The organism is Streptomyces sp. NRRL F-5135 (assembly GCF_000719775.1).
In the GTDB taxonomy this organism is placed as follows: domain Bacteria; phylum Actinomycetota; class Actinomycetes; order Streptomycetales; family Streptomycetaceae; genus Streptomyces; species Streptomyces hebeiensis.
In genome coordinates, this window is the sequence record NZ_JOHR01000012.1 from 179278 (window position 1) to 199156 (window position 19879).

Consider the following 19879-nt stretch of genomic DNA (forward strand, 5'->3'; position numbering starts at 1 on the left):
GTCGGAACGCGCGGCGTCGGAACGCGCGGCGTCGGGCGTCCCGGAGGGCGGCCGGGGACGGAACGTGTCCGAATCGGCATGAGACACCCCGATCCGCCCCCGGGTTCGCAACCGCCGCCTTCGGCAGGAAGAATCAGGGGGCATGGGGCCGTACCTTGTGGCCCGGCACGGGGAGGTGGCAAGGCAAGTGGAGCAGCTGACGCAGCACGATCCGAGGCGCATCGGCCCTTTCGAGGTGCTGGGGCGGCTCGGCGCCGGCGGCATGGGGCTGGTCTACCTCGCGCGCTCGGCGTCCGGGCGCCGCGTGGCGATCAAGACCGTACGCACCGAGCTCGCCGAGGACCAGCTGTTCCGGGTCCGCTTCACGCGTGAGGTGGAGGCGGCCCGGGCCGTCAGCGGCTTCTACACCGCGGCCGTCGTGGACGCCGACCCCCGGGCCGCCGTGCCCTGGCTGGCCACCGCGTACGTCCCCGCCCCCTCGCTCGAGGAAATAGTGAACGAGTGCGGTCCGATGCCGGCCCAGGCGGTGCGCTGGCTGGCGGCGGGCATCGCCGAGGCCCTCCAGTCGATCCACGGCGCGAACCTGGTCCACCGGGACATGAAGCCGTCGAACGTCCTGGTGGTCGAGGACGGGCCGCGCGTCATCGACTTCGGCATCGCCTCCGGCGTCTCCAACACCCGGCTGACCATGACCAACGTCGCGGTGGGCACGCCCGCGTACATGTCGCCCGAGCAGGCGCGGGACTCGCGCAGCGTGACGGGCGCGAGCGATGTCTTCTCCCTCGGTTCCACCCTCGTCTTCGCGGCCACCGGCCATGCCCCCTACCACGGCGCGAACCCGGTCGAGACGGTCTTCATGCTGCTGCGCGAGGGCCCGGACCTGGAGGGGCTGCCCGACGAGTTGAGACCCCTCATCGAGTCCTGCATGCAGATGGACGCGTCACTGCGCCCGACGCCCGCCGATCTCCAGGCGCAGCTCGCGCCGCACCTCTTCGCGGCGGGCGGTGACGACGACAGCGGTACGGCGTCGGCCTGGCTGCCGGGGCGGGCCACGGCGATGATCGAGCAGCGGCGCGCGGGCGGCCGTGGCGCTCCCGGGCGGGCCGGGAGCCCGGCCGGCCGGGGCGAGCGCGTCCGTCAGGAGGAGCCCGTGGGGCCGCGCGGCGGGGCGCCCGCCGTGCCGCCGCCGCCCGCGCACCGGCCGCCCGTGCCCGCCCCGGCGCCGGCGCTCGCGCCGGCCGGGGGAGCGCCCTCGGCCGTGGCCCCGTCGCCGTCCCCGGCCGGGCCGTCCGCCGCGGCCGACGCGTCGCCCGGCGGGCCGGTCCGGCTCGCGGGCTCGGCCGTCGCGATCGGGCCGGGACCGCGCGCGGCCGACACCCGGGGCATGTTCCCCGGCGACGCGGGCCCGGCCACCGGCTGGATCCGTCCCCCGGCCGGGCTGACCGGCGCGGACGCGGCTCTCGCGGCCCCGTCCGCCGTGGCCCCGTCCCCGGTCGCGCCGCCCGTACCACCGCCCAACCGGCCGCCCGACGCGGCCGGCGAGCCCGTCCGCTGGCGGCCGTGGCGGTTCCGGATGTCCAACGACGTCTGGGGGACCCCGGTCGTGGACGGCGACCTGCTCTACGTCACCTCCTTCGAGGTGCACGCGCTGGACGTGGCCAGCGGGCGCCGCCAGTTCAAGACGCGGGACGTGGCCTGGGCGATGGCGGTGTCCGACGGCCGCATTCACGCCTCCGACGGGCCGACGCTCTACGCGCTCGACGGCACGGACGGCACGGAGCGCTGGCGGCTCCAGACCGACGCCTGGGTGTACTCGCTCAAGGTCGACCGGGGCACGGTCGTCACCGGTACGCGCGGCGGCGGGGTCCAGGCGTGGGAGGCGTCGAACGGTGAGCGGCTGTGGCACCTGTCCGGCGCCCAGACCGACTTCGAGACCCCCGAGGCCGGACCCGCGATCTTCGACGGCACGGTGTACGTCTGGCAGGACGCCCGGCTGCGGGCGCTGGACGCGCGCTCGGGCGCCGAGCTCTGGTCGTACCCCATCGGGGACGCCGCCGCCTGCGGGGGCGTCCCGGTACGGATGAGACCGGCCCCCGACGGCCACCTCTACGTCTCGGCCGGGGCCCGCGTGCTGTCCGTCGACATCGCGAGCGGGCATGTGCGCTGGCACTTCGAGGCGCCCGCCGTCTTCCTCTCCCCGCCGGCCTTCGCGCCCGGCCCGGCCGTCGCGGGCGGCGGGATCTACCTGGCCGACTACCTCGGTACGGTCTACGCGCTGGACGCCACGACGGGCAAGGACCGCTGGCGCATCGCGACCGAGTCCCGGCAGTCCATCGAGCCGGTGCTGGTCGCCGACGGCAACGTGCACGTGGGCAGCGGCAGCGCGCTCTACACGCTGGACGCGGTCACCGGCACGCCCAAGTGGCGCTTCGCGGCGGGCGGCGAGGTCGTCGGCTCCCCGGTGGCCGCCGACGGCCGGCTGCACTTCGGCTCGGCCGACCACGTCCTCTACACGCTGGACGCGAGCGGCGGCCAGCTGCGCTGGAAGCTGGCGACGGGCGGCGAGATCACCGGATCGCCGGTGGCCAGGCGCGGGGTGGTGTACGCGTGCAGCAAGGACCGGTGCGTGTACGCGCTGGACGCGGAGAAGGGGACGGCGACGGGGCGGGCGGCACGGTAGCCGGGCCGGAGCCGGGCTCCCTGCCGCCGCGCTCCGCTGCCCCGGCGCGCCGTCGTACGCGTGTGCGGCGGCGCTGTTAGGGTGTCGGCGCTGGTTGACAGGTACAGATCCAGCCAGGGCTGGGGGACACGGGGGAGGGCTCGGCCTTCATGACGCGTAGACGTCTGAAATTCGCGGCCGTACTGGTCGCGGTGGTGCTCGCGCTGACGGGGTTCTCGTCGGCGGCGCACGGCAAGAGCAAGAGCAAGGGCAGGGGCTCAGGAAGCAGCAGCAGCGGCGGCGGCGGCGACAGCGGCGGGGGAGGCTGCTCCAGCTCCAAGAAGAGCAACGGTTCGTACTCGGGCTCGCACCGGGACCACGACGACGATGACGACGACCACGGCTCGTCGGGCGGCTCGTACACCGGCGAGCCCACGCCCGCCGCGACCTCCGAGGTCCAGGCGTGGATCGTCAGCTGCGTCAGCACGGCGAAGGGCAAGCGCAAGGCGGTCACGTACGCGACGGTGACGGTCGAGGCCCCGACGAGCGCGGGCCTGACGGACACGTACGACGTGGACGTGGTGTTCCGGGACGCGTCGGGCTCGCTCGTCGACACGGGCGACACGGAAGTGGCCCTGGCGGGCGGCGAGTCGAAGACGGTCAAGGTGCGGATGGACAGCCCGCGCCAGGTGTCCCGGGTACGGAAGTGCGAGGCGAGCGCGGAAGCCGAGGTCTGAGGCGGCAGCCGGGTCCGCGGCCGGGTCCGCGACCGGCTACGGGTCCGGGCACGGGTCCGGGCACGGGTCCGGGCACGGGTCCGGGCACGGGTCCGGGCACGGGTCCGGGCACGGCAAAGGGGTCGAGCGCGTCGCGCTCGACCCCTTCTTCTCGCATCCCCCGCGAGTCCGCACGACCGCGGCGGCTCCCCCTCCGCGCCGCCGCGGTCGCTTCCCCCTGAGGAAAGGTCAGGGCCTGGCCGGTGCCGGCATCTGGTTGTCCAGCGTGGTGATGGTCTCGTCGTCGTCATCCGCCGGCAGGATCGGCATCTGGTTGTCGAGCGTGGTGATCGTCTCGTCGTCGTCCGCCGGGAGGATCGGCATCTGGTTGTCCAGAGTGGTCACCGCGTCGTCCGCCGGCGGCGGCGTCGGCATCTGGTTGTCCCGCGTGGTCTCGTCCGCCGGCGGGGCCGGCATCTGGTTGTCCATGGTGATCAGGATCTCGTCCGCGGGCGGCGCGGGCATCTGATTATCCTGCGTCCTGATCGCTTCCTTGTTCTCGCTCATGTCTTCTCTCCCCCGTTGCTCGTGCGGTCGGGCTTGGGCATCCCCTGCCAGGCGGCTCCCCCGGAAGGCCGCCCGACAGGGAACAGGAGGCTCACCATCGCTCCGTGTCCTCCGACGACTCGTCTGACCCCCGTCGCGACGAATCGATGCCCTGAGCATGCCGGGTTGGCATAAACAATTGATGAACGCCCCGACGCGGTGCGGGCTCTCAGGCCGCGCTGACGGGGCTGAGCAGGCGCCGCACGCCGTCCGCCTCGGGGGAACCGCACTGCTCGAACAGCGTCAGCGCCTCGTGCCAGCAGACCCGGGCGCGGTCCGTCTGGCCGAGGCTCGACAGTGCCCTGCCCAGTACGGTCAGCACGGCGGCCCGGATGGGGTCACCGCCGATGCAGCCGTACGCGAGGGCCTGTTCGGCGTGCTGGGCCGCCCGGGCCGGCCGGCCCGCGGCCAGGTGCGCCTCGGCCATCCGGAACATGGACGCGCCTTCCCACAGACGCTGCCGGTTCTTGCCGAAGGTGGACAGCGCCTCGTCGAGCTGGCTCAGGGCCGCGTCGTAACGGCCGGCGCGGGTCAGCGCCAGCCCCAGGGCGTAGCGGGCGTTCGCGAGGCGCAGCGGGACCCCGATGCGCTCGTATATGCCGATGCAGTGCTCCGCCAGCTCGATCGCCTTCTCGGTCTGGTTGACGAGGAGTTGATGACGGGAGAGGTTGACCAGGGCGCTCGCTTCCCGCATCAGGTTCCCGTCGGTACGGGACGCCTCGACCGCCCGGAGGAGGAACGACTCCCCTTCCTGGAACCGCCCCTGGATCAGCGCGATCATCCCGCGGTCGTTGTCGGCCCAGGGGATGGTCGTGCGGTCGTCGGCCGCCCGCGCGAGGAGGGTGGCCTGCCGGGCTTCCTCGTCCGCCTCGTCGTAACGCCCCGCGACCAGGTGGACGTTGGTGAGCATGGCCCTGGCGCGTCCCTCGGCGCGCTGGTCGCCCGCCCTGTGCGCGGCCTTGCGGGCGGTCAGCGCCACGCCCTCGTACTGCTTGGCGTTGGCGCCCGACTCGGCCAGGTCCTTGGCGGCCCACAGCAGGTCGGCGGCGCGCCGGGGCCGGCCCCCGAGGGCCGCCTGCCGTGCGCAGGCCAGCAGGCAGTCCGCCTCCGTGTAGAGCCAGTCCAGGGCCGCCTGCCGGTCGTTGAACGACAGGCCCTCGTGCGCCGTCGGCTCCAGATCGTCGACCACGCGGTCCCCCGGCCGCTCCAGCGCGAACACCCGCGCCGCCGTCGACAGGTAGAAGTCCAGCAGCCGCGACAGCGCATCCTCCCGTACCGACGACGCGTCCTCGTCGCGTTCCGCGCATACACGCGCGTAGAGCCGCACCAGGTCGTGGAAGCGGTACCGGCCCGGGGCGGCCGACTCCAGCAGGGACGTGTCGACCAGCGACTCCAGCAGTTCCTCCGTCACGCGCGGCGGCAGGTCGAGCATGGCCGCCGCCGCCGCGAGCGAGAGGTCCGGCCCGTCCGCGAGGCCCAGCAGGCGGAACGCGCGGGCCTGAGCGGGCTCCAGGGCGCCGTAGCCGAGTTCGAACGTCGACTTGACCGCCAGGTCGCCCGCCTGGAGTTCGTCCAGCCGGCGTCGCTCGTCCGCGAGTTTCTCCGCCAGGACCGAGACCGTCCACATGCGGCGGGCGCCGAGGCGGGAGGCGGCGATACGGATCGCCAGCGGCAGGAACCCGCACGCCGAGACCACGTCCAGCGCCGCCTTGCGCTCCGCCGCCACCCGTTCCTCGCCGACGATGCGGGTGAACAGCAGGAGCGCCTCCTCCGGCGACATCACGTCCAGGTCGACCAGGTGCGCGCCCGCCAGGTCCACCATCCTGACCCGGCTCGTCACCAGCGCCGCGCAGCCCTCGGTGCCCGGCAGCAGCGGCCGGACCTGGGCGGCGTCGCGGGCGTTGTCCAGGAGGACCAGGACGCGACGGCCGTCCAGCGCCGAGCGGTAGAGCGCCGAGCGGTCGTCCAGCGAGTCCGGGATGGCGCTGTCGGGCGTGCCGAGCGCGCGCAGGAACGATCCGAGGACGGTCTCCGGCTCGGCGGCCCGCCCGCCGGCGCCCTGGAGGTCCACGTACAGCTGTCCGTCCGGGAAGTGCGGTCGCGCCTCGTGCGCCACGTGGACCGCGAGCGTCGTCTTGCCGACCCCGCCGATGCCCGCGAGCGCGGACACCGCCATCACGGTCCCGCCGGCGCCCGCGAGCTGGGCGCCCAGGTCCCGGACGCAGGAGACGCGGCCGGTGAAGTCGGGCACGGTCGCCGGGAGCTGGGCGGGCCGGGGGACGGCCGCGGGCTGGTCGGCGTCCTCCGCCGGGCCCGCGAGTTCGGCGTCCGCCCGCAGGATGCGCTGCTGGAGCCGGGCGAGCTCGGGGCGCGGGTCGACGCCCAGTTCCTCGGTGAGCAGCCGGCGCGTGTCGGCGTACACGGCCAGCGCCTCCGCCTGCCGGCCACTGCGGTACAGGGCCAGCATCAGCAGCTCGCGCAGCCGTTCGCGCAGGGGGTGGTCGGCGGTGAGCGCGGTCAGCTCGGAGATCGTCTCCATGTGGCTGCCCAGCTCCAGGTCCATCTCCAGCCGGGTCTCGATGAGCTGGAGGCGCCACTCCTCCAGACGCGTGCGCTGCGTCTCGGCGTACGGTCCGGGCACGTTGGCCAGCGACTCACCGTCCCACATGCCCAGCGCCTGATGGATCAGCGCGCGTGCCTGGGTGTGCTGATCCGCGGCGCGGGCCTTGTCGGCGTCGGTGGCCAGTTCCTGGGCGACCGACAGATCCAGCGCTTCCGGACCGACGCGCAGGGCGTATCCACCGGACTCGCTGACCAGCCCGCCGGGGCCGGCCTCCGGCCCCGGCGCCCCCGCGCCGCTCTCCGGCCCGAGCACCTTGCGCAGCCGGGAGGCGTACGTCCGTACGGTGGCCAGCGCCTGCGAGGGCGGTTCGGCGCCCCAGAGCGCGTCGATGAGCTCGGCGGACGTCGCGGTACGTCCCTCGCGCAGTAACAGGGCGGCCAGCACGGCTCGTTGCTGCGGCGAACCGGGCGGCAACGCCTTGCCGCCACGCCACGCGCGTACCGGGCCGAGCACGCTGAAGCGGAGCTCACCGGTTTCACCCGGCCCGGCCGGATGCCTCTGCTCCGGTACGCGCGGCCCGCCGTCTGGGTCCATAGCTCCCCCTGCCTCCGCTGCTGCCGGATTCGCCGTGGACAGTCTGCCTTGTCGGGGGTTGGCGCGTCAGCAGTGAGTGAGGGTCTGCACAAGGCTTCGACACGATGGAGAAGGCCCGGACCCCTCGTTTCCTCAGCCCCGTTCTCCCAGGAACACCGGATTGGTGAAGGCCACGAGCGCGCCCGGCAGGCCGGGGGTCTTCGGCGCGCGGCGCACTTCCGCCCGGACGTACGTGGCGTACGCGGGCGTCGTGCGCCACTCGACCGCCCCCGAGCCGGACTCCGGGAGCGCGGCCGTGTGCAGGGTGCCCTGGTCGGTGACGAAGTGGACGGTGCCGCCGGGGGCCCCGGTCACCTCCAGGCGTACCGTCACGGGGCTGTCGTCGGCGGCGCGCAGGCGGTCGCCGATCCCCGCGTGCCGGCCCCGGCCGTCCGCCGCGCCGAAGGAGAGCGACACCTTCGACGACTCCGCGACATAGCTGTGGCCCGCCCGGATGCCCGCCAGGATCGCCTCGCGGCTGAGGTCGTCGGCGAGGACCACCGTCTGCGGGGTGCCGACGGGGTCGGGGTCGCGGTGGGCGTCGCTGCTGCCCATCGCGGGTGTCCAGGCCCCGCCCGAACGAGCCGCGGCCACCAGGGTGCTGTCCCAGTCCGCGAGGGAGACCTCGTCGTCCGGCGTGTACGCGCCGTTCCACACCTCCACCGCGTCCGCCTCGCCGAAGCCGAACTTCCAGTTGCAGCCGATGCAGGTGGCGTGCGGGTGCGCGGGGACCACCAGGCCGCCCGCGCGGCGCACCTCGCGGGCGTAGTGGCCGAAGCGGTTGTCGCGGGCCCGGTAGCGCCAGTCGACGAACGTACCGCCGTCCATGCCCAGCGCGACCACGTGCCCGTTCCGGGTGGTGATCTCCTCGCCCGTCAGGATGAGCAGGTCGTCGCCCCACAGGCCGGCCCACGCGCCGTGCGCGGAGTGCGTGTTGTGCTCGCTCGTGTTGATGAAGTCGAGCCCGGCGGCGCGGGCGAGCGCGGCGATCTCGGCGGGGGTGCGCCGGCCGTCGGAGTGGACGGAGTGGAGGTGGCAGTCGCCCCGGTACCAGGCCCGGCCGCGGCCCTTGGCGCGCTCGGGCGGGTGGACGGGCGCCGGCGTCTCGCCCGGCGCCCCGAACGTGAGCGTGATCGTCACCTCGTACGCGAGGCCCTGCGGCGCCACGGTGTACGGTCCGAGCGCGACGGACCAGGTGCCGGGGCGCACCGGGCCCGGGATGTAGCCGGGGGTCGCGGCGTCGGCGCGCACGAAGAACTCGGTGCGGGCGCCGCCGGACCAGCCCCGGAAGCCCCGCCCGCCGAGCCGCGTCCCGCGCTCGTCGAAGAGGCCGATGTCGAGCGCGTTGCCCTGCGTCCCGGCGGGGACGGCGGGCCGCTCGTAGGTGTACGCGACGTGGATCTCGCGGACCCCGCGGGGCACTTCCACGGGCAGGTACACGAAGTCGGGCGACCCGGGCGGCAGCGTGCCCCGCACGGTCCGGCTCTCGGTCCGCTCGGCTCCGGTACCGCTCCCGGTGCCGTCGTCGCTCCCGCCACCCCCGGTGGCCGCGCTCGCGAAGCTCACGGTACTCAACGTAACGGCGCCGGCGACTCCCGTCACCAGCAGCGCGCGTCTGCCGAGCCCGTCCGTCGAAGAGGCGCTGTCGTGGTCCTTGCACATACCGGCGGCTCCCAGGATGCCGAGGGGACACGGAGGGTCCCACGAGTCGGGTTCTCGAACTCTGGTAGCGGCCGGTGAACCGGACGGCAAGGGAAGGCGGGAGCGGAGTGGCGGAATCGGGGCGGAGGCGTGACGCGGGGCCGCCGCCGGCCCGGGCGCCGGGAGCGGCGTGGGCGGCGGCGCCCGCACGCGTGCCGGATCAGCTCAGGGGAAGTTCAGGGGAAGTGCGGCGAGCATCACCGCGTACACCGGGGAGTCCGGGAAGGGCCGGTCCTCGCCGACCTTCCGGAAGCCCCAGGACTCGTACAGGGCTTGCACCCGGGGGTGTTCGACGTCCACCAGCAGGACGGCCAGGTCGTCGTCGCGGCCGTCCAGCAGCGCGCGGGAGAGCAGCTTCGCCACGCCCTTCTTGCGCCACTTGGTGCTGACCGCCAGCTCCGAGTAGGAGAACGTCCGGGTCTTCTCCGGCGCCGGGTCGAGGTGCTCGCGCCACCATTCCCGCCGGGGCGTCGCGGGCGCTCCGTAGGCGAAGCCCACCGGCTCGGCACCGTCGTACGCGATCACGCAGGAGAAGTCCGGGCGGCCGCCCCAGTGGTCCACGAACCAGGGGAAGCGCTTCGTGAACTCGTCGTCCCCGTCGACGCCCTGGGCCTCGGCGTGCACGTCGATGAGGACCTGGCGGATCCGCGGCAGGTCCGCGTGAGTGAAGCGGCGGACGTCCAGCTCGGCGGCGCTCACGGTCGGTCTCCGTTCGGATCCGATTGTCAGAGGGGCGTGGCAGGGTGCGGAGTCATGGACACCGACAGCGACAGGTTCCGGAAGATCCCCCCGAATGAATTCCCGGGCCTGTGTCCCGCGGAAACCCGACGGGGGAACAAGTGAGGGGCTCCACGGGCGACCCATGGTCGTGGATCAGAGACGAACGCACCGTGATGTGGTGTGTGACCTTCACCCATGGCATCCCGCCGGAGGACGTGCTCGCCCGCTACGGGGGCGACCCCCGAAACGCTCGGTTCCTGACCCGGCAGCAGGCCCGCCCTCTCTACGTCGCGGACCAGTCGGCGGGATCGGTGTTGCGGGCCGGGATGCTGGACGACTGGTCCTTCTGCTACGAGGACTTCGGGATCACGGGGGCGATGGACGGCCCCCTGGCCGCACTGTCCCAGGGCACGGAGTCCTTCAGCGTCCTGCGCGGCGGGGACGGCATGAACGTCTTCGCTCACTGGCGTGACGGTCAGCGCACCGAGCAATTCGAGCCGAGCTTCCGTTCCACCAGGCCGCGTCCTCCGCACCCTTGGTGGGACGCGGTGCGGGAGCGGTACGACGCGTGGAACGAGGAGTACTACTCGGGCCTGACACCCGTGATGGAAGCGATAGGCCGTCACACCGGAACCGTGCTGGAGACCGGCACGCTCGGCGGCCCGCTGCTCACCCTGCTGCTCGAAGACGGCAGTCGGACCCCTGACCCCCCTCAGCCGCCACCCTGCGCACGCAACCCGCGAGCGGAAGCCCGCCGGTCGTTGGGGCGAGGGTCGGGGGTTTTGATCACGCCTGCGCCGAGTGACGCCGCCACAGAGAGTGCCCGCGCCACGGTGGTGTGCGTCCCCAATGTCGTCACCGTCCGTCAGACGTACCGAACCAACACGACCGAGGATTGAGGCAGCCGACGTCCCCATTCAGGACATGACGGGGCTTGTGCCGCCAACGCGTTCGGCGAAGTGGTCGAACTCGCCTGCCAGGACGCCCTGAACGAATGCTTCCCATTTCGCCCGGGTGGTGGTCACGACGGGGCCGGGGGCGCTGGTCTCGCGGAGACGCACAAGGTCCCCGGGCCCCATCGCGACCTCGATCCACGGGCCGGGGCCGGTCTGGTTATCGGCGGCACGGATCCAGTTCAGCGGGGCGGGTACGTCCGCCGGTGCGTCGCCATGATGCGTGGACGTCTCCTTGACCGATTGGAGGAACGCCGCCCAAGTGGCGGGGCTGGTCGAAAGTATGGCCCCGTCGGGGTCGGCGCTTTCGGTGAGTATGACGGTGCGGTCGTTGGTCGTTGCGACGTTCAGGCAGGCCTCGCCCTGCGCGCAGTACGACGACGTCTGCCAGCTTGGTTCGGTCACGGTGCTTCCTTTCGCAGACTTTCGGCGATGCGGTGGATGAAGTCCCGGGACTCCGTCTCCGCCAAGGCCACGGCATCGAGCCGTTCGAAGAGCAGGCGGTACTGGGTCAGCTGGGCTTCGGTATCGATGAACGTGACGCCATGTGCCTGATCGAGCTGCACGGTGTCCAATTGGGGTACAGCCCCGTAGCCGTAACAGGCAGTCTGCCCCGACCCTGGAAAGGAGCCGAGGGCGAAGGGAATGACGCGGATGGTGACGTGAGCCATTTCGCTCAGCTCCAGCAGGTGCCGCAGCTGAGCCTGGGCCACCACGGCGCCGCCGAACCTCATTCGCAGAGCGGCCTCATGAATGATTGCCCGGTAGGGGACCGGGGCGTCTCGGTACAGGATGGTCTGCCGCTTGATTCTGTGCGAGACGCGATGTTCCACTTCCGGTGGGCTGAACGAAGGCACGGCCTGGCGGTAGATCTCGCGTGCGTGTTCCGCGGTCTGCAACAGGCCCGGGACGTGTGCTGTGTGAACGGTTCTGAATCCGATGGCGTGATGTTCGAACTCCGCGAGGTCGAGAAGCCCGGCGGGAAGAATTCCCTGGTACTCCTCCCACCACCCGCGAGTCCGCTCCTGAGCCATGTCCGCCAGCGCGGTGATGAATGCTTCGTCCCGGCATCCGTAGGCGCTTGCCATGGCGCGTACTCGGTCGCCGCTGACGCCGAACCGGGCCGTCTCGATATTGCTGATCGGTCCCGGTCTCATCCCAAGGAGTTCGCCTGCCGCGGTCGAGGTCAGACCGGCACGGTCACGGAGCCTCCGTAGCTCGGAGCCCAGACGGAGACGCCTCGCGGTAGGGGCGGGCTTGGTGGCCATCGCTCGCATCGCCTTTCAGAACATGGCTCCGGACCGTCACTCACTCGGCTGAGATTCGGGAGTATTGCTTGGGAATCTCGCAAGTAATACTTGGTGGCAGTCTACTGTCGGGTTCAGGCCGCCGCCTGGAAGCACCCCGCTCGACGGAGCGACCTGGTCACCGGGCATCGCACGACATCCACCTGGTCGAACTGTCCCGAGAACGGAGACTTCCGTGGCAACCGTAGCCCCGCCCAAGGCCTATACGCTCCACCTCCCGCGCGACCCCCGCGCACCGAGAATCGCCCGCAGCACCCTCCGTGGTGTGCTCCAGGTCCACCGTATGAACGACCTCATCGACACGGCGGAACTACTGGCGAGCGAACTGGTGACCAACGCTCATCTGCACTCCACAGGCGTGTACACGCTCCTGATCAGCACGCGTGAACCACGTCGGCTCCGGATCGGCGTGTGTGACGGCAACCCTGACATCCCGTCTCCGTTCGGTGAGGCCTTCTCCCGGTCGCCCGGCCCGGGGGCGGAGCTGGCCGAGAACGGCAGAGGGCTACAGCTCGTTCAGATATACGCCGACGCTTGGGGTGCGTACCGCCTCGGCGGCGCGCGGTGGGGGCACGGCGGAAAGTTGCTGTGGGTGGAGTGCGTACACAAGGTGCCGGGGACGTCCGTGTGAAGGGGAAAGGCGGTGCACGCGTGTCGCGCGGCGGTCCCACGGGGTTGCCGAAGGATCAGCGCGCAACTCTTGCGTCGTCCGTTGCGTTCCACGCGTTCGTGGCGGGCAGGATCGCAGCGGTACGCGGGGCCGGGCGTCGGCCGTCCCCGGCCGACAGCGCGGCGTACCGGTGGCCGTCTTCCCGTCCACCGGGCGCGTGCTCATATGCTCGATTCATGACGAATCAGCAGGCTGGACAGCAGACCGGACGACCGACTGCCAACGCCATGCGCCGCGCCCTCAAGCGCGCCAGGGACGGGGTCGCGCTCGATGTCGACGAGGCGGCCGTGCTGCTCCAGGCGCGCGGGGAGGACCTCACCGACCTCGCCGCGTCCGCCGCGCGCGTACGGGACGCCGGGCTGGCGGCCGCCGGGCGGGCCGGGGTCATCACGTACTCCCGCAAGGTGTTCATCCCGCTGACGCGGCTGTGCCGGGACAAGTGCCACTACTGCACCTTCGTCACGGTGCCCGGCAAGCTGCGCCGCGCCGGGCACGGCATGTTCCTCTCGCCCGACGAGGTGGTGGACATCGCGCGGGAGGGCGCGGAACTGGGCTGCAAGGAAGCGCTGTTCACGCTCGGCGACCGGCCCGAGGACCGGTGGCCCGAGGCGCGGGAGTGGCTGGCGGCGGAGGGGTACGACGACACCCTCGCCTACGTCCGCGCCATGGCGATCAGGGTGCTGGAGGAGACCGGGCTGCTGCCCCACCTCAACCCCGGGGTGCTGAGCTGGACCGACTTCCAGCGGCTCAAGCCGGTCGCGCCGAGCATGGGCATGATGCTGGAGACCACCGCGACGCGGCTGTGGGCCGAGCCCGGTGGCCCGCACCACGGCTCGCCGGACAAGGAACCCGCCGTACGGCTGCGGGTTCTTCAGGACGCGGGCCGGTCCAACGTCCCGTTCACCACCGGCGTACTGATCGGGATCGGGGAGACGTACGAGGAGCGCGCCGAGGCCCTCTTCGAGATCCGGCGCGTGCAGCGGGCGTACCACGGCGTGCAGGAAGTCATCGTCCAGAACTTCCGCGCCAAGCCGGACACCGCGATGCGCGGCATGCCCGACGCCGAACTGGAGGAACTGGCCGCGGCGGTCGCCGTCACCCGGCATGTCCTCGGCCCGTCCGCGCGTATCCAGGCGCCGCCCAACCTCGTGGACGCGGAGTACGCGCTGCTGATCGGTGCCGGAATCGACGACTGGGGCGGGGTCTCGCCGCTCACCCCCGACCACGTCAACCCCGAGCGCCCCTGGCCGCACCTCGACGAACTGGCCGCCAAAACCGCCGAGTCCGGCTTCGCGCTGCGCGAACGCCTCACCATCTACCCCGAGTTCATCCAGCGCGGCGAGCCCTGGCTGGACCCCCGCCTCCTGCCGCACGTCACCGCGCTGGCCGACCCGGACACCGGCCTCGCCCGCCCGGACACCCGCCCGGCCGGGCTGCCCTGGCAGGAGCCCGACGAGGGCTTCACGGCCACCGGCCGCACGGATCTGCACCGTACGATCGACACCGAGGGCCGTACGGACGACCGGCGCGACGACTTCGACGTCGTGTACGGCGACTGGGAGGCGCTGCGGGAGGCGGCCGCGCCGGGCATGGTCCCCGAGCGCATCGACACGGACGTACGGACCGCCCTCTCCCGGGCCGCCGACGACCCCACCGCGCTCACCGACGCCGAAGCGCTCGCCCTGCTGCACGCGGACGGCCCGGCGCTGGACGCGCTCACCCGGATCGCCGACGACCTGCGGCGCGACACGGTCGGCGACGACGTCACGTACATCGTCACCCGCAACATCAACTTCACCAACGTCTGCTACACGGGCTGCCGCTTCTGCGCCTTCGCCCAGCGCCGTACGGACGCCGACGCGTACACCCTCTCCCTGGAGCAGGTCGCCGACCGCGCCCAGCAGGCGTGGGACGTGGGCGCCACGGAAGTCTGCATGCAGGGCGGCATCCACCCCGACCTGCCCGGCACCGCGTACTTCGACATCGCGCGCGCCGTGAAGGAACGCGTTCCGGGCATGCACGTCCACGCCTTCTCCCCGATGGAGGTCGTCAACGGCGCGTCCCGCACCGGCCTGTCGATCCGGGAGTGGCTGACCGCCGCCAAGGAGGCCGGACTCGACTCGATCCCCGGTACGGCGGCCGAGATCCTCGACGACGAGGTGCGCTGGATCCTCACCAAGGGCAAGCTGCCCGCGGCGACCTGGATCGAGGTCGTCAGGACCGCCCACGAGCTGGGCATCCGCTCCAGCTCCACGATGATGTACGGCCATGTCGACCAGCCCCGCCACTGGCTGGGCCACCTCCGTACGCTGGCGGGGATCCAGCGGGAGACGGGCGGCTTCACCGAGTTCGTCACGCTCCCCTTCATCCACACCAACGCCCCCGTCTACCTCGCCGGCATCGCCCGCCCGGGCCCGACCGACCGCGACAACCGCGCGGTGACCGCGATGGCCCGTCTGCTGCTCCACCCGTACATCCCGAACATCCAGACCAGCTGGGTGAAGCTGGGCACGGAAGGGGCGGCGGAGATGCTCCGCTCGGGCGCGAACGACCTGGGCGGCACGCTGATGGAGGAGACCATCTCCCGGATGGCCGGGTCCGGCTACGGCTCGTACCGCTCGGTCAAGGACCTGATCGCCATCGCGGACGCGGCGGGCCGCCCGGCGCGGCCGAGGACGACGCTGTACGGGGAGGTCCCGGCGGAGCGGGTACGGACGGCGGCGGCCTCGGACGGACACCTGCCGGAGCTGCTGCCACTGCTGACGGACTGACCGGGGACGGACCGACCGGAGCCGGACCGACCGGAGCCGGACCGACCGCCGCCGCTGCCGCCGTCGGCCGGGTGAACGCAGCGGTACCGGACCGTTGTCGGACCCGGATGCCAGACTTGGCCCGCACGACGGAAACGGGCTCCTCCGCGGGGGAGGGGGCCCGGACGTCGGGAGGGGAGGGCCGGGGATGGCGGGGCAGGTGCGGCGGCCGTCGATGGCCGAGCTGATCGGGCGGCGGCGCAGGACGCGGTTCGTCGGCCGCCAGGACGAGCTGGGCTCGTTCCGGGCCAATTTCGACCTGGCGCCGGACGACGAGCGGCACCGCTTCCTGTTCTACGTCCACGGCAACGCCGGCGTGGGCAAGACGTCCCTCGTACGGGAGATGCGGCAGGCGGCGGGGGAGCGCGGCGCGCTGACGGCGTACGTGGACGAGACCGTGAGCAGTGTGCCCGAGGCGCTGGCGGTGGTGGCGGAGCAGTTCGGGCGTCAGGGGCGCCCGTTGAAGCAGCTCGACCGGCTGCTCGCGACGTACCGGCAGCGGCGGCACGAGGCGGAGTCGGCGGCCGTGCCCGTGCACCCGGCGGCGTCGGCGGCCCCGGCGGAGGGGGACGCCGGGGCCGGCCTCCCGTCCGCCCGGCCGGGCGGCGGATCCGCCGCGTCGCTCCCGCCACCGTCCGCCGGGAGCACGGCCGTGGCCACGGCCGGCGTGATCGGGCTCGGGATGGTGCCGGTCGTCGGGCCGTTCGCCGGGGCGCTGGACCCCGTGCGGCTGGCGCGCGGGACCGACCGGCTGCGGGCCGCGCTCAGCGCCCGGTTCCGCGACGAGGAGGACGTGCAACTGGTCCTGGCGCCGGACCGGATACTGACCCCCGTGCTGGTCGCCGAGCTGGCCGAGGCGGTGCGCGAGACCCCCTGGATCGCGCTGTTCTTCGACACGTACGAGCGCACCGCGCCGTTCCTGCACGCCTGGCTGAGCGATCTGATGACGACGGAGCGGTACGGGGCGCTGCCGGCCCAGGTCGTGGTCACCCTCTCCGGACAGCGGCCGTTCGACGGCGAGGGCTGGAGCGGCATCGAGGACTTCATGGCGGACATGCCGCTCGGGCCGTTCACGGAACGGGAGGCGCGGCAGCTGCTGGCGGCGAAGGACGTCACCGACGAGTCCGTGGTGGAGGAGGTCCTGCGGCTCTCCGGCGGGCTGCCCGTCCTCGTCTCCACGCTCGCCGAGAACCAGCCCGTGGACCGCGCCGACGTGGGCGACCCCAGTGCGACCGCCGTGGAGCGCTTCCTCAAATGGGAGCGGGACCCGGTCCGGCGCGCCACGGCGCTCGCCTGCGCGCTGCCGCGCCGCCTGGACGAGGACGTGTTCCGGGCGGTGGCCCCGCGGGAGGCGGCGGGGCTGTACGACTGGCTGCGGGCCCTGCCGTTCGCCACCCGCAAGGACGCCGGGGTCCGCTACCACGACGTGGTCCGGGCTCCGATGCTGCGCCTCCAGCGCACCCGCTCGCCGCGCGGCTGGAGCGAGCGGCACGGCGCGCTGGCCGAGTGCTTCGCCCGCTGGCGGGCGGAGACCGAGGCCGAGGCCGGGGCGCGCGCCGACGAGGTGTGGGAGTCCGCCGCCTGGCGCGCGCTGCGCTTCGAGGAGACGTATCACGCGCTGTGCGCGAGTCCGCGCGGCGCGCTCGCGGGCGCCCTGCGGGACGTGGTCGAGGCGTGTGGGCAGGGCCCGGCGGCGGGCCGCCGGGCCGCGCGGGTGGTGGCCGAGGCCGGCGAGGACACCGACGACCGCCTGCTGCGCGAGTGGGGGCAGCGGCTGGGGGCCGTGCTGAGCGACGACGAGGGCGGCGTGGTCGAGGGGTTGGGGCTGCTGCTGGACAGGGCGGGGCTGGACACCGAGGGCCGGGCGGCGGCGCACGAGGCGCGGGGCCGTGAGCTGCGCGGCGCCGGGGAGTTCGAGCGTGCGCTCGCCGAGTACGACCGGTCGCTGGCGCTGGCTCCCGGGCGGTACGGGGCCCACCTCGGGCGGGGCATCACCCGTCAGATGAGCGGCGGTGACGTCTCGGCGGCACTGGACGACCTGCGCCGCGCCGACGAGCTGGCCCCCGACACCCCCTGGGTCCTGCGCGAGTACGGGGACGCGCTGCGGCGCGCCGGCCGGTCGGAGGAAGCCGCCGCCGTCCTGGACCGCGCGGTCGCGCTCGATCCGACGGAGGCGCGTTTCCTGGCGAGCAGGGCCTTCGTCCGGCAGGCGCTGGGGCGGACCGGGGAAGCCCTCGCCGACTTCGGCCGGGCCCTGGAGCTGGACGGGGAGTATCTGTGGGCGCTGGTCCGCAGATCCCGGCTGTTCCGGAGCCTGGGCGAGTACGAGCGGTGCTTCGCCGACCTGGACCGCGCCGCGGGCGTCGAGCCGGACAACGCGTGGGTCGCCTCCGAGCGCGGTGACGCCTATCGGCTGACCGGACGGTACGAGGACGCGGAGCGGGAGCTGACCCGCGCCCTGGAGCTCTCGCCCGGCTACACGTCGGTCCTCGCGAGCCGGGGAGCCGTACGGCACGAGCTGGGCCGGGCCGAGGAGGCGCTCGCCGACCTGGACGAGGCTCTCGCCGACGCTCCCGAGTACGTCTGGGCGCTGGTGCACCGGGCGTGGGTCCGCGAGGAACTGGGCGACAGTCCCGGGGCGTCCGCCGATCTCGACCGGGCCGTCGGCCTCCGGCCCGCCGACGTATGGGTCAGGAGCGAGCGGGCACGGCACAGACGGCTCGCGGGCCGCTTCGAGGAATCGCTGGAGGACCTGACCGCGGTACTGGCCGAGGCGCCGGAACACGTCTGGGCGCTGGTCGAGCGGGCTTGCTCCTACCGCGAGTTGGGCCGCTTCCCGGAGGCGCTGGCCGACGTGGACCGGGCGCTGGACCTGGACCCCCGGGACAGCGAGGCGCACGCGGTCCGGGCCGGGACGGTACGGGCCATGGGATCCGGCACGCCGGCGACCACGGAGCCAACGGAACCGCCGAACCCGTCGGAACGGCCGAACCCGTCGAACCGGCCGAACCCGCCCGAGCCGACGGAACCGCCGGATCTCATACCGCCCCCGCCGTCAGAAGCGGGCGGCTGAGGGACCCCAGGGACACCCAGGGACCCGGGGTGCCGAGGAGCCGGGCCGGGCCGGGCGCGTGACGCCTCGGTCGGACCTCGCGCGCACCGAGGCCGGACTGCCGGACACGCTACGACCGCACCCCTCAACTGGCTGTTCCCGTTCGATTACAGTCCTTCCGAAAAGCCCGACGTCCGCGAGGCCACCTGCCAGGCTCGGAGGCCACCTGCCAAGGCTCAGGGGGAGGGAGGAGCGCGTGAGCACACCGTCCAGGGCCGTCTGGGGCCGTACCGAGCAGCAGGACTTCCGCAGCCGGGTGCGGGGCTGTCTGCTCGGCGGTGCCATCGGAGACGCGCTCGGCGTCGGTGTCGGGGCGCTCACGCTCGCGGAGATCCGGTCCGCGCACGGTGCCGACGGCGTCGTGGACTACGTACCGGCGTACGGCCGCAGGGGCGCCGTCAGCGCGTCCACCCAGCTGACCCTGTTCACCGTGGACGGGCTGATCCGCGCACAGGTGCGCCGGGACACCGGTGCCTGGCATCCGCCCACCGACGTCTACCGCGCCCATCGGCGCTGGGTCGCGACGCAGCGCGACTGGGGGCCGGACCTGCGGCGCAAGGACAACGGCTGGCTGGCGCAGGAGGAATGGCTGTACGCGCGCCGTGACCCGGTGATCTCCGTCCTCACCGGACTCGGCGATCCGCCCATGGGCACGCTCGACACCCCCAAGAACCCCATTGCGCGCGACTCGGGCGCGCTGGTGCGCTCCGCGCCGTTCGGGCTGCTCGTCGGCTGGGAGCCGCAGTTGGTCTTCCAGCTCGCCATCGAGTGCGCGGTCCAGACGCACGGCGCGCCGGGCGCGTACCTCGCGCCGGGGGCCTTCGCGGTGATCCTGCACGCCGTGGCCCGGGGCGAGAGCATCGAGACAGGGGTCGGGCGCGCCGCCGCGCTGCTCGGGCCCCGCCCCGGGCACGAGCCCGTGACCGACTGCCTAGAACTGGCGCTCGGCACCGTGCGGCTCGGGGCCCCGGTGCCCGAGCGCCTGGCCGCGCTGGGCGAGGGACGTACGGCCGAGTCCGCGCTCGCCGTCGCCGTTCACTGCGCGCTGGCCGCCGAGGACGTACGCCACGGGCTGCGCCTCGCCGTCAACCACGACGGCCCTTCCGCCGTCACCGCCACGCTGTGCGGCGCGCTGCTGGGCGCGATGCACGGCGAGACGGCGCTGCCGCCCGCCTGGCTGGCCGAGGTGGAGGGCCGTCCCACCCTGCTGGAGATCGCCGACGACTTCGCGATGGAGATGACCCAGGGCCCGGCCCTGCACAGCCGTGTGGTGAGCACGTCGGGCTGGCTGGCGCGGTACCCGCGGGACTGAGGAGCGCTACGCGTCGAGGCCACCGTACGGACGTGGGGCGATGCGTGTGCGGGGCGGTGCGTGTGCGGGGCGGTGCGTGTGCGGGGCGGTGCGTGCGCGGGGCGGTGCGTGCGCGGC

The 19879-nt window shown here is 73.3% G+C and carries 13 protein-coding genes; 7 read left to right on the top strand and 6 right to left on the bottom strand.

The features are described from left to right. Positions 1-142: 142 nt before the first annotated feature. Complete coding sequence (locus IG02_RS0121825; protein ID WP_199814061.1) at positions 143-2680, top strand: PQQ-binding-like beta-propeller repeat protein; 2538 nt, start codon at positions 143-145, stop codon at positions 2678-2680. Positions 2681-2829: 149 nt separating this feature from the next. Further along, the gene (locus IG02_RS0121830) at positions 2830-3396 is read left to right on the top strand and encodes a hypothetical protein (RefSeq protein ID WP_030750676.1); all 567 of its coding nucleotides are present in this window, start codon (positions 2830-2832) and stop codon (positions 3394-3396) included. Between the two features lie 228 nt (positions 3397-3624). Here the strand turns inward: IG02_RS0121830 and IG02_RS42210 are convergent, their stop codons facing one another. From IG02_RS42210 to IG02_RS0121850, 4 genes are all read right to left on the bottom strand, one after another. Continuing rightward, positions 3625-3942 (bottom strand): hypothetical protein, encoded by a 318-nt coding sequence (locus tag IG02_RS42210; protein WP_030750678.1) that lies wholly within the window; start codon positions 3940-3942, stop codon positions 3625-3627. Positions 3943-4150: 208 nt separating this feature from the next. Continuing rightward, the gene (locus IG02_RS0121840) at positions 4151-7138 is read right to left on the bottom strand and encodes an AfsR/SARP family transcriptional regulator (protein WP_030750681.1); all 2988 of its coding nucleotides are present in this window, start codon (positions 7136-7138) and stop codon (positions 4151-4153) included. A gap of 132 nt (positions 7139-7270) precedes the next feature. Further along, positions 7271-8839: a CehA/McbA family metallohydrolase gene (locus IG02_RS0121845; protein WP_030750684.1), complete on the bottom strand. Its 1569-nt coding sequence runs from the start codon at positions 8837-8839 to the stop codon at positions 7271-7273. A 204-nt stretch (positions 8840-9043) separates the two neighbouring features. Beyond that, positions 9044-9577, bottom strand: a complete 534-nt coding sequence (locus tag IG02_RS0121850; protein WP_030750687.1) for a GNAT family N-acetyltransferase — start codon at positions 9575-9577, stop codon at positions 9044-9046. A 140-nt stretch (positions 9578-9717) separates the two neighbouring features. Between IG02_RS0121850 and IG02_RS0121855 the strand changes: the two genes are divergently transcribed. Then, on the top strand, positions 9718-10497 hold the full coding sequence (locus tag IG02_RS0121855; protein ID WP_267958525.1) for a DUF6461 domain-containing protein: 780 nt from the start codon (positions 9718-9720) through the stop codon (positions 10495-10497). An 18-nt stretch (positions 10498-10515) separates the two neighbouring features. Here the strand turns inward: IG02_RS0121855 and IG02_RS43675 are convergent, their stop codons facing one another. Both IG02_RS43675 and IG02_RS0121865 read right to left on the bottom strand, forming a co-directional pair. Then, positions 10516-10956 carry a DUF397 domain-containing protein gene (locus IG02_RS43675; RefSeq protein WP_324604741.1) on the bottom strand — a complete coding sequence of 147 codons (441 nt, stop codon included), beginning with the start codon at positions 10954-10956 and terminating at the stop codon, positions 10516-10518. After that, positions 10953-11819, bottom strand: a complete 867-nt coding sequence (locus IG02_RS0121865; RefSeq protein WP_030750695.1) for a helix-turn-helix domain-containing protein — start codon at positions 11817-11819, stop codon at positions 10953-10955. Before IG02_RS0121865 ends, IG02_RS43675 begins: the two co-directional genes overlap by 4 nt. A gap of 214 nt (positions 11820-12033) precedes the next feature. On the opposite strand from IG02_RS0121865, the gene IG02_RS0121870 reads away from it, so the two are divergent. The 4 genes from IG02_RS0121870 to IG02_RS0121885 all read left to right on the top strand — a co-directional run bounded on the left by IG02_RS0121870 (position 12034) and on the right by IG02_RS0121885 (position 19762). Further along, positions 12034-12489 (top strand): ATP-binding protein, encoded by a 456-nt coding sequence (locus tag IG02_RS0121870; protein WP_030750698.1) that lies wholly within the window; start codon positions 12034-12036, stop codon positions 12487-12489. A 215-nt stretch (positions 12490-12704) separates the two neighbouring features. Next, positions 12705-15299 (top strand): bifunctional FO biosynthesis protein CofGH, encoded by a 2595-nt coding sequence (locus IG02_RS0121875; protein ID WP_030750701.1) that lies wholly within the window; start codon positions 12705-12707, stop codon positions 15297-15299. 187 nt (positions 15300-15486) lie between these two features. After that, the gene (locus IG02_RS0121880) at positions 15487-18411 is read left to right on the top strand and encodes a tetratricopeptide repeat protein (RefSeq protein WP_063756830.1); all 2925 of its coding nucleotides are present in this window, start codon (positions 15487-15489) and stop codon (positions 18409-18411) included. A 235-nt stretch (positions 18412-18646) separates the two neighbouring features. Further along, positions 18647-19762, top strand: coding sequence for an ADP-ribosylglycohydrolase family protein (locus IG02_RS0121885; RefSeq protein ID WP_030750707.1), 1116 nt, complete (start codon positions 18647-18649; stop codon positions 19760-19762). Positions 19763-19879: the final 117 nt, after the last annotated feature.